The organism is Streptomyces sp. NPDC104831, from assembly GCF_055583025.1.
Genome location: NZ_JBVJOT010000002.1, coordinates 92,638 through 109,224 on the forward strand (window position 1 = coordinate 92,638; position 16,587 = coordinate 109,224).

Annotated in this window: 9 protein-coding genes; 7 read left to right on the forward strand and 2 right to left on the reverse strand. The window is 77.8% G+C overall.

Annotated elements, in window-relative coordinates:
- Window positions 1–21 precede the first annotated feature (21 nt).
- Entirely contained in the window at window positions 22–897 is an 876-nt protein-coding gene (locus tag ACZ63H_RS01825) for an ATP-grasp domain-containing protein (protein ID WP_469861133.1), read from the reverse strand.
- 141 nt (window positions 898–1,038) lie between these two features.
- Between ACZ63H_RS01825 and ACZ63H_RS01830 the strand changes: the two genes are divergently transcribed.
- Together ACZ63H_RS01830 and ACZ63H_RS01835 are read left to right on the forward strand one after the other, a co-directional pair.
- Entirely contained in the window at window positions 1,039–2,508 is a 1,470-nt protein-coding gene (locus ACZ63H_RS01830; protein ID WP_469861135.1) for an acyl-CoA synthetase, read from the forward strand.
- Between the two features lie 21 nt (window positions 2,509–2,529).
- Window positions 2,530–3,879, forward strand: a complete 1,350-nt coding sequence (locus tag ACZ63H_RS01835) for a carboxyl transferase domain-containing protein (protein WP_469861374.1) — start codon at window positions 2,530–2,532, stop codon at window positions 3,877–3,879.
- Here the strand turns inward: ACZ63H_RS01835 and ACZ63H_RS01840 are convergent.
- Window positions 3,854–7,468: a S8 family serine peptidase gene (locus tag ACZ63H_RS01840; protein ID WP_469861137.1), complete on the reverse strand. Its 3,615-nt coding sequence runs from the start codon at window positions 7,466–7,468 to the stop codon at window positions 3,854–3,856. The genes ACZ63H_RS01835 and ACZ63H_RS01840 overlap by 26 nt on opposite strands.
- 228 nt (window positions 7,469–7,696) lie before the next feature.
- On the opposite strand from ACZ63H_RS01840, the gene ACZ63H_RS01845 reads away from it, so the two are divergent.
- The 5 genes from ACZ63H_RS01845 to ACZ63H_RS01865 all read left to right on the forward strand — a co-directional run bounded on the left by ACZ63H_RS01845 (window position 7,697) and on the right by ACZ63H_RS01865 (window position 16,523).
- The gene (locus ACZ63H_RS01845) at window positions 7,697–8,077 is read left to right on the forward strand and encodes a CU044_2847 family protein (protein WP_469861139.1); all 381 of its coding nucleotides are present in this window, start codon (window positions 7,697–7,699) and stop codon (window positions 8,075–8,077) included.
- The gene (locus ACZ63H_RS01850) at window positions 8,077–9,861 is read left to right on the forward strand and encodes a VMAP-C domain-containing protein (protein ID WP_469861376.1); all 1,785 of its coding nucleotides are present in this window, start codon (window positions 8,077–8,079) and stop codon (window positions 9,859–9,861) included. Before ACZ63H_RS01845 ends, ACZ63H_RS01850 begins: the two co-directional genes overlap by 1 nt.
- Before the next feature lie 29 nt (window positions 9,862–9,890).
- Window positions 9,891–10,925, forward strand: coding sequence for an AAA family ATPase (locus ACZ63H_RS01855; RefSeq protein ID WP_469861141.1), 1,035 nt, complete (start codon window positions 9,891–9,893; stop codon window positions 10,923–10,925).
- Window positions 10,915–15,327, forward strand: a complete 4,413-nt coding sequence (locus tag ACZ63H_RS01860) for an SAV_2336 N-terminal domain-related protein (RefSeq protein ID WP_469861143.1) — start codon at window positions 10,915–10,917, stop codon at window positions 15,325–15,327. The genes ACZ63H_RS01855 and ACZ63H_RS01860 overlap by 11 nt, the downstream gene beginning before the upstream one ends.
- A gap of 158 nt (window positions 15,328–15,485) precedes the next feature.
- Window positions 15,486–16,523 carry a rod shape-determining protein gene (locus ACZ63H_RS01865; RefSeq protein WP_469861145.1) on the forward strand — a complete coding sequence of 346 codons (1,038 nt, stop codon included), beginning with the start codon at window positions 15,486–15,488 and terminating at the stop codon, window positions 16,521–16,523.
- The last annotated feature ends 64 nt before the right edge of the window (window positions 16,524–16,587 follow it).

Genomic DNA, 16,587 nt, shown 5'->3' on the forward strand with positions numbered 1-16,587 from the left:
CGTCCGCCGGCCGGACGCGGTTCAGGCGTCCTCGGCGGCAGCGAGGATCGCCTCCGCCACCCGCGGCAGCGAGTCGGGGTGCAGGCCCAGGAACAGGTTCGGTTCGACCAGTTCCAGTTCCATCAGGCGGGGTTCGCCGTCGTCCCCGTCGACCAGGTCCACGCGCGCGTACAGCAGCCCGGACGCGCCGGGCACGGCGGCCAGCGCGCGTGCGGCGACGGCGAGTTCGGCCTCGGTGGGCCGCCAGCGCTCCAGGCCGGGGTGGGCGACCTTGTCGGCGTCGTAAGGGGTGCCGGGGGTCAGCACGGCGGCCTTGCGGCTGGCGTGCAGCAGCCGTCCGCCGAAGAACTGCAGGGCCCGTTCCCCGCGCACGTCGATGCCCGGCATGTACGGCTGCACCATCGCGGTGAGGCCCTCGGCGTGCATCCGGGCGAGCTGCCGCAGCGCGGTGCCGTGTTCGGCGGGGCCGTAGCGGGCGGCGAACCGGGCGCCCGCGCCCGAGGCCGGCTTGACGACGAACTCGTGGCCGGCGGGCAGGCCGGCCGGCTCGCCGGGCGCGATGTAGCGGGTGGGGACGGTGGGCACCCCGGCCGCCGCCAGCTCCCCGAGGTAGCGCTTGTCGGCGTTCCAGCGCACGACGGGGGCCGGGTTGGCCAGCCGGGTCAGCGACGCGGTGCGCTCCACCCAGGCGGCGAACTCGGCGGCCCGCCAGCTGTAGTCCCAGGTCGAGCGGATCACCACGAGGTCGTAGCCGGCCCAGTCGGCCGCCGGGTCGTCCCAGTACCGGGCCTCCGCGTCGGCACCCGCGTCCACGAGCGCCCGCACCAGCACCGGCAGATCGGTGTCCTTGCTGCGTCCGGAGCCGGGGTCGTAGGTGGCGAGGGCGATGCGGGGCACGGCTGGCTCCCTGTCGTACGCGGGATCGATGAGGGGTGCGGTGGCGAGGCTAACAAGGCCCGCCGCCCACCGTCCCGCTGGTGTAGGAAGGGTGCTGTCGTCCCCGGCAGTCGGCAGCGTCGACAGTAAGGAGTGCGCCGCGTGTCCTCTCTCTTCCCCGCCCTGGCGGACGGTCCCGGCGACCGCAGCGAGAACGGAGTCCGGGAAAGGGCCGCCCTGCGGTTCGGGCCCCGGACCCTGACGTACGGCTCCCTCGCGGGCGCCGCGGGTGCGCTCGCCGCCCGGATCGAAGGGGCGGGCCGGGTCGCGGTGTGGGCCACGCCGGAGCTGGAGACCGCCGTCGCGGTGACCGGCGCGCTGCTCGCCGGGGTGGCCGCGGTGCCGCTCAACCCGAAGTCGGGCGAGAGGGAACTCGCCCACATCCTCGCCGACAGCGCGCCGTCCCTGGTCCTGGCCGCCCCCGGTGCCGAACTGCCGCCCGCGGCCCGCGCCCTGCCCCGGATCGACGTGGACGCCTTCGCCACCGGCTCCCTCCCCGGGGAGCGGGCGGCGGACGGCGACCCGGCACTGATCGTGTACACCTCCGGCACCACCGGCCCGCCCAAGGGCGCGGTCCTGCCCCGCCGGGCCGTCTCGACCACCCTGGACGCGCTCGCCGACGCCTGGGGGTGGACCGGCGACGACGTGCTGGTGCACGGGCTGCCGCTGTTCCACGTGCACGGGCTGGTGCTGGGCGTCCTCGGCCCGCTGCGGCGCGGCGGGAGCGTGCGGCACCTGGGCCGGTTCTCCCCCGAGGGGGTGGCCCGCGAGCTGAACGACGGCGCGACCATGCTGTTCGGGGTGCCGACGATGTACCACCGCATCGCCGAGGCGCTGCCCGGCGACGCGGAGCTGGCCGGGGCGCTGGCCCGGGCCCGGCTGCTGGTCTCGGGCTCGGCCGCGCTGCCGGTCCACGACCACGAGCGGATCGCGGCGGCCACCGGCCGGCGGGTCGTCGAGCGGTACGGCATGACCGAGACGCTGATGAACACGAGCGTGCGGGCCGACGGCGAGGCCCGGGCCGGCACGGTCGGGGTGCCGCTGCCGGGGGTCGACCTGCGGCTGGTGGAGGAGGACGGCACGGAGATCACCTCCTGGGACGGGGAGAGCGTCGGCGAGATCCAGGTGCGCGGCCCGAACCTGTTCACCGAGTACCTGAACCGGCCCGACGCCACCGCCGCCGCGTTCACCGCCGACGGTTTCTTCCGCACCGGGGACATGGCCGTGCGGGAGCCCGACGGCTACGTCCGCATCGTCGGGCGCAAGGCCACCGACCTGATCAAGAGCGGCGGTTACAAGATCGGGGCCGGGGAGATCGAGAACGCGCTGCTGGAGCACCCGGGGGTGCGGGAGGCCGCGGTGACCGGGGAGCCGGACGCCGACCTGGGCGAGCGGATCGTGGCCTGGATCGTCCCGGCGGACCCGGACTCCCCGCCCGGCGCGGAGGAACTGGCCGACCACGTGGCCCGGCGGCTGGCCCCGCACAAGCGCCCCCGGGTCGTCCGCTACCGGGACACGCTGCCCCGCAACGACATGGGGAAGATCATGAAGCGGGCCCTGACCGATGCCTGACCGGCGCTCGGCGCGGAGGTCCTGGCCCTGCTGGCGGACCCGGACGGCTTCCGTGAACTCCCCGCGCCCGCCGGCCGTCCGGCACCGGACGGCCCGCTGGGCTGGCAGGGCTACGACGCCTCGCGCGCCCGCGCCGCCGAGCGCACCGGCGAGGCGGAGTCGGTCGTCTGCGGCACCGCGCGCGTCGCGGGCACCGAGGCCGTGCTGATCGCCTTCGAGTTCGGCTTCCTGGGCGGTTCGCTGGGCGAACGCACCGGGGACCGGCTGGTGGCGGCGTACGGCCATGCCCGGGCGCACCGGCTGCCGGTGGTGGTGCTGATCGCGACGGGCGGCAGCCGGATGCAGGAGGGCATGCTCGCGCTCACCCAGCTCCAGCGGGTGGCCCGCGAGTCCGCGCTCACCCGGCAGGCGGGGCTGGCGCAGATCGCGGTCCTCAGGGACCCGACGACCGGCGGCGGCTGGGCCACGCTCGGCGCGGGCGCGGACGTGGTGCTGGCCCTGCCCGGCGCCCAGGTCGGCTTCGCCGGCTCCCGGGTCCGCCCGCCGGACGCCGACCCGGCCGCGTACACGGCCGAGGCGCAGGTGGCGGCGGGCGCGGCCGACGCGGTGGTGGCGCCGGACCGGCTGCGGGAGGTGCTCGGCACCTGGCTGCGGCTGCTGACGGCCCCGGCCGCCGGGGCGCCCGTGCCGCGGGCCCTGGGCGGGGCCGGGCTGCCCGCCACCGGCTGGGAGGCCGTCGTCCGCGCCCGGGACCCCGGGCGGCCCCGGGCGCACGCCTATCTGGACGACTGCTTCGAGCGCCGGGTGCTGATCGGCGGCGACCGGTGCGGCGGCACCGATCCCGGCGGGATGCTGTGCGGGTTCGGCGAACGGGACGGCCGGAGCGTGGCGTTCGCGGCGCAGACCGGGACGGCGACCCGGCCCGCCGGGTACCGCACCGCCGCCCGGCTGATCCGGCTCGCGGACCGGCTCGGCATCCCGGTGCTGACGCTGGTGGACACCCCGGGCGCCGCCAACGACGCGGACGCCGAGCGGCAGGGGGCGGGGGCCGCGATCGCCGAGGTGTTCGGCGCGGTGGCCGCCGCGCGGGTGCCCCTGACCACGCTGGTGATCGGCGAGGGCGGCTCCGGCGGGGCCCTCGCGCTGGCCGCGCCGGGCAACACGTGGGCCACGCCGGACAGTTACTTCTCGGTGATCGCCCCCGAACTCGCGGCGGCCATCCTCAAGCGTCCGCCCGGGCAGGCGGAGGCGACCGCCGGCCAGTTGCGCATCCGGCCGCAGGACCTGGTGGAGCTGGGGGTGGTCCGGGGCATCGTGGGGCCCGCGGACCACCCCCGTCCCCGGGCTACCCGACGGCCGCCGCCCGGATGATCTCCTGGGCGGCCGAGCCGCCTTGGTCGTCGCGGGCGAAGGCGCGCAGGGACAGGTGGGCGGTGCCGCGCGGCACGGTGAGCGTGCCGCGCCAGGAGGCGCCCCGGCCGGCGGTCAGCGGGACCGTCCGCCAGGTGGCGCCGTCGTCGTACGACACCTCCAGCCGGCCGCCGCCGAGGGTCCCGGTGCCGGTCGCGCCCGCCACGTACCCGGCGGCGATCCCGACCGGCACGCGCCGGCCCGCGGGCACCCGGCCGGCCAGGTCGGTGTCGAGGTCGAAGGCGAGGTTGATCATCGGCAGATACGTCCAGCGGTCCTCCGGAACGGCCGCCGACCGGACGGTCCACTCGGCGTGGCCGCGGGTGGCGGGCCGCCACCGGGCGGCGTCCAGGGCGGTGTCGGTGACGACCTTGTAGGTGTGCTCGTCGGCGGGCGCGCCGAGGACGTAGGCGGTGGAGCCGGTGTTCTCGTCCACGAGGGTGCCGTCCAGGTGGACGGAGGTGGTCTGGCTCAGCCCGCCGTCCTCGCTCCACACGTCGCCGAAGCCGGTGTGGTCGGGCCCGGAGTCGCCCCAGCCGGGGGTGTTGAACCGGAGCCGGTCACCGGCGCGTTGCTGTCCCCAGCCGAGCCCGGTGCCCAGCCACGGGTGCCACACCGGGCGGAACCAGTCCAGCTCCGGGCGGGTGCCGCCGGTGTACTCGGCGGCCCCGCCGCGTTCCTCCAGGGCGCCGTCGCGGACGGTGACGGACTCGTGCCACAGCTGGCCGGGGCCGGTGGAGACGTAGTCGGTGCGCTCGGCGGGCAGCAAGACGCGCTCCTGGAAGCCGATGCCGAGGGGGAAGGTGCCGGTGAGGGAGTAGCGGAACTCCCCGCCGGGTGCCGGCTCGGGCGAGTGGAACCCGACCCGTACCGCGGCCAGCCGGCGCTCGCCGGGCGCGTAGGCGAGGTCCCGGTCGGGGATCGCGCCCGGGTGGCCCTCGGACAGGTCGTAGACGTACGGCGAGTCGGCCGTGCCGGTCATGTCGACCCGGCCCGCCGCGCGCAGCCGGGCGGCGTCGGCGCGGTTCACGGTGGCGACCGTCAGCGGCCGGTCGGCGTTGTCGTCCGTGCCCCACCAGGCCACCAGCCGGCCGGGTGTGTCGTCCGTGACGAACAGGGCCCGGGCGCCCGCGTCCTGGGCGGCCCGGGCGAGCGCGGCCGGGTCGGCGCCGGGGGCGAGGCGGGCGAGGACCGCCTTGCCGGACACCCCGGCCGGCGGGCCGTCGCCGATGTCGGCCAGCGGCAGCCGGGTGCGGCCCTCGGCGAGGGTGCCGCCCGGCTGGACGGTCGCCTCGCCGACGCCCTTCACCTGGAGCCGGGGCTTGGCCAGCCGCCACACGGTGCGGTACTCGAAGGTGCCCCGGGTGACCTCCCGGGTGGGCGCGGCGAAGACGCTGTCGTAGGCGAGGGGCACCTGGACGGCGCCGAACAGGTCGGCGCCGCCGGCCCGGCGGTCGTACTCCATCAGCAGCTGGCGGGTCTCGGTGCGCCGGCCGACGACGGCCCTCACCTCGCGCAGCGTCCGGCCGTCGAGGGTGACGTCCCGGTCGTGGTCGAGGAGGACCTCGGGGGCCGTGAGGAAGCCGAGGCCGAGCGAGTCGGCGCCGTGGGCGCCGCGCACGTCGAGGAAGGTGGCGAGGGAGTAGGCGCCCGGTGCCAGGCGCAGTTCCAGGGTGCCGGACCCGTCGACGTGCGCGGGCCGGGCGTCCTCGCCCTCCGCGAGCCGCTGCACGGTGAGGTCGGCGGGCACGGGGGCGCCGTCGCGGTCCTTCACATGGACGGTGAGGGTGTACCGCTCCTCCTCCTTGACCAGCCCGAACACGGTGTGCGCGAGGGGCGTGCCGTCCTCGGCCGAGGCCACGACCCGGCCGCCGGTCTCGCCGGCGGGCGCCTTGGCGGCGTCCCCGGTGAGGGTGGTGGAGGCGGTGGAGTGCGCGGGCACGGTGAGGGTGTCCCGGCCGAGGGTGGCGACGCCGTCCGGGGCGCCCTGGACGGACAGCTTCAGCGGTATGCCGGTGTCGGAGGTGTTGCGGTAGGTGAGGGTGCGGGTGACGGGCCGGTCGGTGCCGGGGGGCCAGCGGTGGAAGCCGAGGTCGGCGCTGCCGGTGGCGGTGAGGCCCGCGCGCACCGCGTCGGGGACGCTCACCCGGCCCGCGCCCAGGACGTAGGCGGAGGTGTCGAGCCACCGGGAGGTGGACAGCAGCGCGTCCTTCAGCTCGGCGCCGCTCCAGTCGGGATGCCGCTGGGCGAGCAGCGCGGCCACGCCCGCGATCTGCGGGGTCGCCATGGAGGTGCCGCTCATGGCGGTGTAGTCGCCGGTGCCGGGGGCGAGCCGGGAGCGGGCGGCGAGGATGTCGACGCCGGGCGCGGCCAGGTCCGGCTTGAGGGCGTTGTCGCCGGAGCGGGGTCCGGCGGAGGTGAAGGAGGCCGGCTGGTCGGCGTCGTCGACGGCGCCGACGGTGAGGGCGGCGTCGGCGGCGCCGGGCGAGCCGATCGAGGAGGGGGCGCCGGTGTTGCCGGCGGCGACCACGAACAGCGCCCCGGTCTCCTTCGAGAGGGTGTTCACCGCCTGGGCCATCGGGTCGGTGCCGTCGCTCGGTTCCGGGGAGCCGAGGCTCATGGAGACGATCCGCGCCCGCACGTCCCGGGCGGCCCACTCCATCCCGGCGATGATCTGGGACTCGCTGCCCGAACCCTGGTCGCCGAGCACCTTGCCGACGGCGAGCGTGGCGCCGGGCGCGACCCCCTTCTCGGTGCCGCCGGAGGCGGCGCCGCTGCCGCCGACGGTGGAGGCGACGTGGGTGCCGTGCCCGTTGCGGTCGGCGACCTCCTCCCCCTCGACGAAGCTGCGGCTGGGGCCGACCCGGCCGGCCAGGTCGGGGTGGCCGAGGTCGGCGCCGGTGTCCAGGACGGCGACGGTGACGCCCTTGCCGGTCAGCCCCGTCTCCCAGGCCGCCGCCGTGCCGATCCGGGCGTTGCTGTGGGCGAGGTCGGCCCTCACCCGCCCGTCCAGCCACACCTTGCCGAGGCCGGCGCCCCGGGTGAACGACCGCCAGAAGGTACGGCTCCGGTCGGCGGCCACGGCGGCGCCGCGCAGGCTGGGCAGCGCCCGCGTCCACCGGGCCCCGGCCGGGGCGGCGGCCCGGACGCCCTTGCCGTAGGTCACGATCAGCGGCAGCGCGTCCGCCCCGGCGTCGGTGAGCCCCTGCCGGATCAGGTCGCCGACGTCGAACAGCCGCCGGTCCAGGGTGCCGGCCCGCAGGTACGGCAGCGCCTCGTCCGGTACGACGCTCAGGTGCCCGTCGCTCTTCTGCGTGCGGACGGCCCCGGTGGCGCCCTGGGGCCGCCGTACGGTGACGGTCTGCCGGCCGTGTCCGAGGTCGGTGACGGTCACCCGGTCACCGGTGACCAGGGTGACGGTCGCGGGGGCGGCGGGGGCGGGCGCGGCGGCGGGGGCCGCCCGGGCGACCGCCGGGCCGGCCGGCAGCAGGGCGCCCACCAGCGCCACCGCCGGCAGTACCGTCCCGCGTCTGACTGGTCGTGTGCTCATCCACGCCTCATCTCGTGTGCGTCGGGCCCGTCGTGTGCTGGGACGAGTGTGAGGGGGCGGCCGGGCGCGGGAGCCGGCCGCGGCCGACGGAAACGCGCCCGGCGGGTTCCCGCCGGGGCGGCCGCCGCCCCGCCGGGCCCGCTCGGTGGTGTGACGGGCCAAGCACCGTCCGTACCATGGGGGTTGCTGCACGGATCACGCACGACACGAGGGGGAGCGGGCGGCGCCATGGACGACGGACTGGTCGAGTTCAGAACCGAGGACGGCGCGCTCGTCGTGGTGGACGGCGTGAACGCCCGGTCGGGTGCCCGCCTCGTCGCGCGCGGCGACGGCCCGGCACAGGCCGCGCGCACCTTCGAGGGCGCCCTGGACGGCGTACGGGCGGCGGCGGCAGCGGCGCTGCGGGTCTTCCGGGACGGCAGCCTGCGCCCCGACGCGGTGGAGATCGAGTTCGGCGTGCGGCTGTCCGCCGAGGCCGGCGCGGTCATCGCGAAGGGGTCGACGGAGGGCCACCTGGTGGTGAAGCTCAGCTGGTCCCCGGACCGGGCCGCACCGGCGCCCGCCGTGCCGGGGCAGAGCGCGTCGGGGCCGGAGCCCGGGGCCCGGTGATGGGCGGGGCCGCCTGGCACGCCCGGATCGCCTGCGGCAACGCGGTGGGGGCCGGCTTCCTGGTGACCGGCCGCCGGGTGCTCACCTGCGCCCATGTGGTCCGGGACAGCGGCCGGGCCGCGGTCACGGTCGGTTTCCCGCACGCCAGGGAGCTGGGCGAGGTGCCCGCGACGGTCGTCGCCCACGGCGGCTGGGCGGGCGGGGTCACCGACCCCGGCGACGTGGCCGTGCTCGAACTCGCGGTGGACCACGACATCCCGCTCGCCCCGGCCCGTTTCGCCCCGCCCGACGCCGCGTGCGCCGAGCCGTACCCGAAACTGGTCGCCTACGGCTTCCCCGAGGGCTACGACGAGGGAACGCTCGCCGAATACCGGGCCGTCTCCCCGCAGTTGATCGCGGGCGAGTGGCTGGAGCTGGTGGCCTGGCACGGGCACGGGCAGCCGATCGCGGACGGGTTCAGCGGGGCGGCCGCGACGCTCCCGGACGGCAGGGTGGCCGGCATGGTCACCGCGGCCCTCGGCACGTCGCCGCACGTGCACAAGGGCCGGATGCTGCCGCTGGACGTGCTGGCCCGGTACTGGCCCGACCTGGGAGAGCTGGTGCCCGGTCCGGGAGCCGGGGACGACGGCCGCCCGCGCCTGTACGACCTGCTGCGCCGGGCCGCGGCCGGTCCCGGCGGGGTGTGCGACCCCGACCGGCTGTACCTGGACGCGGTGGGCCCCTTCGGCCCGCCCCTGCCCCCGGGCGGATTCGCGTCCCTGCGGGCGGCGGCGGACTACGTGCGCTGGGAGGTCCCGGACGCGGACGCGGTGCGCCGGTTCACCGACCGGCTCGGCGAACTGCTGGACGGCGGGCGGGTGTCACCGCCGCCGGTGGCGCCGGACGCCCCGGCCGGGCCCGCCTGGTCGCCGGTGGTCGTGGAGATCGACCACAGCGGCGCCGGCCCCGACCAGGTGACCGTGGAGGTGTCCGCGTACCGCGACGGCCGGCGCCGGCCGGTGGGCGCCCGCCGGCTGCCCCGCACCGGAGTGCGGGCCTACGTCCAGAGCCGCATCGACGAGGCCGTGGCCCATCTCGCCCCCGACGCCGAGGAGCTGGTGACGTTCGTGCTGCCGCGCGAGTGGCTCAACGAGGCGGTGGCGCACTGGGAGTGCGGCGCGGACGACAGCACGCCCCTGGGCTGCGCCTACCCCCTGGTGGTGACCGACCGGGCCCGGCACCACAGCGGACGGCTGCGCCACCAGTTGCGCAAGAAGTGGCAGAAGCTGGACACCGGGGGCGGGACCGAGGTGCACCGCGTGGAGTGCGGCACCCGGGAGCGCCCGCCGAGCCTGCGCAAGAGGCTGTGGGACGGCGACGCCCGGCTGGCGGGCTTCGCCGCCCCGCCCACGGTGGCCCGGACGCACTTCGAGGTCGGGCTCACCGTGCCCGTGCCGGTCCTGCTGTGGCCCCGCAGCGGCGCCGCGTGCGCGGTGCACGGGGACGCGCCCCGCGCCGGGGCCGCACGGCGGGAGCCTCCCGGCGCCGAGGGCCGGCCCGCGTCCTGCCCCGGCGGCGGGGGCCCGGACGCGTCCTGCCCCGGCACCGCGTTCCTGGACCAGCTCACCGCCTCCGTCGCCGATGTCCCGCCCGCCGAACTGCCCCGGCACGTCATGGAGTTGCGGATGACCGCGGAGGCCGCCGACGACCCCGAGCGGCACTGGGCGAGAGACCTCCAGCTGCTCTGGGACGACCCGCGCTGCTTCCCCGGGACCGGCGCGAGCCTGCACTCGCCCGTCGCCTGACCGCCCGAGCCCCACGGAGAAGAAGACCCATGCCCCTGTGGCCCGTCTACACCGGTACGAACGCGCCGCACGACGGCATCACCGAGCTGCCCGCGCCGCCGCCCTGGCGGGCCTTCGACGGCGGACCGGTGCTGCCGTCCCCGGACGCCGCCGCGGACACCGCCGCGGTCTCCCCCGACCGCGCCCACCGCGCCGAGACCTACCAGGCCACCGAGGAGACGGTCGAGCTGGTCAACGCGGCCCTGTACCTGCGCCGCCCGCTGCTGGTCACCGGCCCGCCCGGCACCGGCAAGTCCTCGCTGGCGTACGCGGTCGCCCGGGAGCTGCGGCTCGGCCCGGTGCTGCGCTGGAACATCACCAGCCGCAGCACCCTGCACGACGGCCTCTACCAGTACGACCCGCTCTCCCGGCTCTACGCGGCCCGGCAGGAGGCGGCCAAGGAGGGCCGGACGGACGGCACGGCCGACGGGTCGGGCATCGAGGACCACCTGCGGCTCGGCCCGCTGGGCACCGCGCTGCTGCCGTACGCCCGGCCCCGCGCGCTGCTCATCGACGAGATCGACAAGAGCGACCTCGACCTGCCCAACGACCTGCTGAACGTGCTGGAGGAGGGCCAGTACGAGATCCCCGAGCTGGTGCGCGCCTCCCGGCTGACCCCGGACGGTGTCGCCGAGGTGCTGGCCGACGGCACCGAGGAGCGGGTCCCGGTGGTCCGCGGCCGGGTGCGCTGCCGGGCCTTCCCGTTCGTCGTCCTCACCAGCAACGGCGAGCGCGAGTTCCCGCCCGCCTTCCTGCGCCGCTGTGTCACGCTGCACCTCAGGCAGCCGGACGACCGGCACCTCGCCGGGATCGTCCGCGCCCACCTGGGCGAGCCCGACGCCTACGCGCGGACCCTGATCGACCGCTTCCTGACCCGCTCGGGCGCCGGCGAGCTGGCCACCGACCAGTTGCTGAACGCGATCTACCTGGCCCGCTCCGCCGACCTGGACGCCGAGTCGCTGGACCGGCTGGCCGAACAGCTGATGCCGTATCTGGGACAGAGCGCGCAGTCCGATGTCTTCTGAGCCGTCCGGTGCCCCGGACCCCGTGGTCCGCCTGGCCGACGTGCTGGCCCGGGCGGCCCACGGGGTGCGCCCCACGCCGCTGGAACTGGCCGAAGTGCTGTGGCTGGCCCGGCACACGGGACCGGCGCGCGGCACCGCCGGGCCGGAGACGGGCACCGCCGGGCCGGAGGCCGGGGAGCGCACCCCACCGGCCCCCTCCCCCGCGCCGTCCGCGCAACCGCCGTCCCCGCGCCGGCCGTCGGCGCCCCCGCCCGGGCCGCCGCCGGAACCCGCCCGGCCGCCCGCGCCGCCCGCCCGGGTGCCCCTGCACCTGCCCGCCCGGCGGCCCGCCCCGGCGGATGCCCGGCCGCACGCCACGCTCCTCGCCCCGGCGCCCCCGATGCTGCGCCACCGGCTCGCCCTGCACCGCGCGCTGCGTCCGCTGACCCGCCGGACCGACGCGCCCGTGGGCCGGGAGCTGGACGAGCGGGCCACCGCCGACCGCATCGCCCGGCTGGGCGCCGACCCCGCGTGGTGGCTGCCGGTGCTGCGGCCCGCCCGGGAGCGCTGGCTGCGGCTGAACCTGGTGTACGACGCCGGGCCGACCATGCCCCTGTGGCGCCCGCTGGTGCGTGAACTGCACACGGTGCTGGGCGAGTCGGGCGCGTTCCGCACGATCGGCCTCTACCGCGCGGACGCCGACGGCCGGGTGCGCGGCCCCGGTGTGCCCGCCCCCGCCGACGGCCGCACCGTCACGCTGCTGATCAGCGACTGCATGGGCCCGCAGTGGCGGCAGGGCCCCGCCGGGGAGCGCTGGTACGCCACCCTGCACCGCTGGGCGCGCCGGATGCCGCTGGCCGTCGTACAGCCGCTGCCGGAGCACCTGTGGCGGGACACGGCCCTGCCCGCCGGCCCCGGCACCCTGTCGGCCCCGCACCCCGCGGCGCCCTCGGCGGCGCTCACGTTCACGCCGTACGAGTGCCGCCCCGGGCCCGGGCCGGACGAGGGGGCCCGCGCGCCCGGGGCCGTGCCGCTGCCCGTGCTGGAGCCGGAACCGCGGTGGCTGGCGCACTGGGCCGCCCTGCTGGCGACGCCGGGCGGCGCCGAGTTCCCCGCCGCGGTCGCCGAGCTGGGCCGTCCGCTGCCGGCCGACGCCGAGGACCGCACCGACGTCGGGCGGCTCACCGCCGAGGAACTGGTGCTGCGGTTCCGGGCGACCGCCTCGCCCGAGGCGGTCCGGCTGGCCGGGCACCTCGCGCTGGGGCGTCCGGATCTGCCGGTCATGCGCCTGGTGCAGGCCGCGGTCGAGCCGGAGCCGCGGCCGCGGCACCTGGCCGAGGTCGTCCTCAGCGGCATGCTCGCCGCCGTGCCCGGCGCCCCGCCCGGCGCCTACGCGTTCCGGGACGGCGTCCGCGAGCTGCTGCTGCTCGGCCTGCCCCGCACCGAGCGCCACCGCACCACCGAACTCCTCGGCCGGATCGGCGGGCTGATCGACCGCAGGGCGGGCCGGGCGCCGGGCGAGTTCCGGGCGTCGGTGCCGTCCGCGCGGGGCGCGGGGACGGCCGTCGAGGACGATCCGTTCGCCACGGTGCGCGAGGACAGCGTGCGGCGGCTGACGGCGGACGGCGCCGAGGGGCCGTTCGCGGGGCGGTACCGGCTGGTCGGGCCGGGCAGGGGCACGGGCTGGCTGGCCGAGGACACGCGGGAGGGGAACGCCCTGGTCGTGCTGCACCGGTATCCGCCGGGGCCGTCCCCCGCCGCGTTCGCGGACCTGTGCCGACGGCTGCGCGAACCGCTCCACCCGGGGATCGCGCGCGTCCTCGACCACGGCCACGCCGACGGGACCCCCTACCTGGTACGGGAGTTCGTCATAGGCCCCACGCTGCGCCGGCGCCTGGAGGACGCTCCGGACGGGCTGCCCGCCGACGAGGTCGTCGCCCTGCTGCCGAGGCTGACGGAGGCGGTCCTCGCCCTGCACGCGCAGGAGGGGCCCCGCGGGGTGCCGGACGCCGGGGCCGTCGTCCTCGGCCCGGACGGGCCGGTCCTGACCTGTCTGGACGCCGCACCCCTGGTCCCCGGGGACCGCGAGCGGTCGCTGCGGGCGCTCGGCGACATCGCGCGCTCCCTGTACGCCGGCTCGGACGCGCTGCGGGCGGAGCTGGACGCCGCCGCCGTCGGTCTGCGCTCCGGCACCCCGGAGGGCCGGCGCGACGGCGTCGAGCGGCTCCTCGGCCTGGCCGAACGCCACGGCCCGCTCCGTCTCTCCCTCCTCGGCCCGTTCCGGGTCACCCGCGACGGCCGGCCCCTCGACATCGAGGACCGCAACGACCGGGCCGTGCTGTGCATGCTGGCGCTGCGCGGGGGCGCGCCCGCCACCGAGGAGGAACTGGCCGCCGGGCTCGCCGACGACCCCGCGTCCGGCCGTGCGCTCCTGCGGCGCGCTCTCGACCGCCTCGGCCGGCTCCTCGGCCCGGCCCTGTCCGCCACCCCCCATGGCCACGCCCTGCGCGCGGGCGGCGGCTTCGGCGACGACGGCGTCGACGTCCTCCGCGCCCGCCGGCTGGCCGCCGAGGCCGAACGGGCCCGGGCCGCCGGGGACCCGGACCGCGGCCGGCAGGCGGCCCGGCGGGCACTGGCACTGTGGCGGGGCGAGCCGCTGCCGGGGATCCCGGGACCGGCCGCCGCGGCGGCCCGGGCCGACCTGGAGGCGCTGCGCCGTACGCTCACGGTCCTGGCCGGCGAGGCGGCCGAGGACCGCCCCGGGATCCATTTCGCGGCCGACGAGCTGACCGGGCGCCCGGAGGCCCGGGTCGCCCTGGAGGCCGCGGTGCACGAGATCCTCGCGCGCGGCTTCGTCAGTCCCCGCCAGTACGAGGTGACCGTCCGCCCGGACGGCTACCTGGTGCGGACCGGGCCCACCGCCTACCTGCTGCCCGTCCTCGCCGCCGCCCTGCGCGAACTCCCCCACGCGCTCGGCCGGCTGAGCGATCCGCCACGGCTCACGGTGACGTTCGGACGGCCGTCCGCCGCCCCGCCGAAGACGGCCGCGGACGTCACGGTCGTCGTGCCGCCCGCGCTGTACGACGAGTTCGCCGCCAGCTCCGCGGCCCAGCGCGCCCAGCGCTTCAGGCCGCTGTTCGCCGACAGCGCCCCGGACAGCCCGCCGGCCGCCTGGTACTGCCTGCTCGGGCCGAAGGCCGCCGCCCCCGGCGAACGCGACCTGGTGCAGGGCCCGTTCATCACGCCCGACCTGCGCGAACTGGGCGTCCCCACCCCGGGCCGCACGGCCGTCGTGCACACCCGCCCCGACGGCCCGCTGCAACTGCTCGACCCGATCCAGCCCTACGGCACGCGCCCGCCGCGCCCGGAGACGTACTACTCGGTCGACCTCACCCCGCACGAGACGCGCCGGATCGTGTCCCTGCCCAGCTCCGGCAAGGGCGCGTTCCAGGCCGCCGTGATGCTGTCCTGGCGGGTCGCCGACCCGGTCGCCTTCGTCCGCGCGGAGGCCACCGGCGTCCCCGGGCGGCTGCTGCGCCACCTGTGCGCCGCGGCGGCCCCCCTCACCCGCCGGCACCCGCTGCGCCGGGCGGGCGCGGCCCAGCGGGCGGTGAACGCGGGGGTGGCCGACTGGCCGGTGCCGGGGCTCGCGGTGACGTACACCGTGCAGCTGGTCCCCGAGTGGGCACCGGTCCCGGCGGCGGAGCCGCCCGTGCCGTCCCGGCGGCGGCTGGCCGCCCTGCTCGACGACGCCGAGACGGTGCTGATCGGCTTCGAGGGGCCGCTCGCCCGGCTGTTCACGGCGCACTCGGCGCGGGAGGCGGTGCTCGACCTGCTGTCGGTGGTGGCCGACCACCGCGATCCCCAGGACGCGCTGTCCGGCCGGTCGCTGCCGGTCGCGAGCGCCGCCGGGAGGGAGGCGTTCACCCATCCGCTGGACCTGCTGCGGGCCTTCGCGCACGACCGGCTCGGGCCCCTGCTGCGGGCCCGCCTCGACGACCTGGAGCTGGCCGCCGTCCCGGACGCGCCCCTGACGCACCGCTCCCTGTCGCTGGTGCGCGCCCTGTACCGCTCCGGGCGCCGGGTCAGCGTGGTGACGGACGTGTCGACCGCGGCCGTCCACCGCTGTCTGCGGCCCCACCGGCTGCCGCTGGCGGGCGTCCACGGCCGCCGCGACGACCTCGGCCTGCTGACCCCGCACCCCGACTGCCTGCTGCGCGCCCTGGACGCCCGCTCCACGCCCGCCCGCAGCGGGGTCCTGATCAGCTCTTCGGTCGCCGAACTCACCGCCGCCCAGCAGCTCGGCGTCCGCTTCATCGGCTACGCGCCCACCGCGGCCGGGCGGCGGCGGCTGCGCGGGGAGGGCAGCGAGGTCACCGTCTCCTCCCTGGAACCGCTGCTGGAGGCCGCGCGCGCCCTGTGACCCGGCGACACACCGGTGCGGCCGGGAATTACGCCCGTTCGGCGGCGCCCCGCCCGGCGGCGCCCAGCGGGCGTCCGCTCCCCGCGGCGCGTCAGGATGCCAGTGGACCCGGCGGTCGGCCGGGCGCCCCAAGGTCCGTGCACTCGGGAGGATCCGCCGTGACCGTCAGCCTGGAGCAGTTGCGCCGCTGCCACTTCGCCGTCGACCTGGGCGCGGCGCGTACCCGGGTGTACGTGAAGGGCGCCGGTCTGGTCGTGGACCAGCCCTCGGCCGCCGCCGTGAACACCCGCAGCGGCGCGCTCATCGCCGTGGGCGAGTTCGCGGAGCGGATGACGGGCCGCACCCCCGACTACATCAAGGTCGTGCGGCCCGTCTCCGGCGGCACGGTGGTGGACATCGAGATGGCCCAGCGCATGCTGCGGCACCTGCTGGGCGACAAGATGCGCCGCATGCTGCGCCGCAAGCCCCGGCTGCGGGCGGCGGCCTGCGCCCCGCACGACGCCGACCCGCTGGCGCAGCGGGCGACCGTCGAGACGCTGGTCGGGCTGGGGGCGCGCCGGGTGGAGCTGGTGGACACGCTGATCGCCGCCGCGGTGGGGTGCGGGCTGCCGGTGGAGCGGCCGGAGGCCGCCATGGTGATGGTGTGCGGGGCGGCGGCGACCCAGGTGGCGGTGCTCTCGCTGGGCTCCATCGTCGCCGCCGAGCGGATCCCGGTGGGCGGCGAGGCCGTGGACCACGCGATCGTGCAGCACCTGCGGCACCGGCACGAGCTGATGCTGCCCACCCAGTCGGTACGGCCGCTGCACCTGGCCCTGTCGGGCAACGGCCTCACCCCCGGGGGCCCGGAGTCGGCCGAGATCCACGGCCGGGACGTGGCCACGGGGCTCGCCCGCAGCGTACGGGTGGACACGGCGGCCGTGCGCGACGCGATCCAGACCCCGCTGACGGCCGTCCTGGACGGCATCGGGAAGGTGCTGCGCGACTGCCCGCCCGACCTGGTGGCCGACCTCGCCGACCGCGGGATCGTGATGGTCGGCGGCTCGGCCCTGCTGCCCGGCTTCGACCAGATGCTGCGCCGGGCCACGAGGATGCCGGTGCACATCGCCGAACGCCCGGACGTGTGCGTGGCCGAAGGGCTCGGCGCGATGCTGGAGGGGCGGATCGAGCCGCTCCAGCTGAACCCGCTGGCCGCCTGACGGACGGCACGCCGCCGCCCGGCCGCCGGCCCGGCGGGACGGGCTCGGCCCCGCGCTCCCGCGC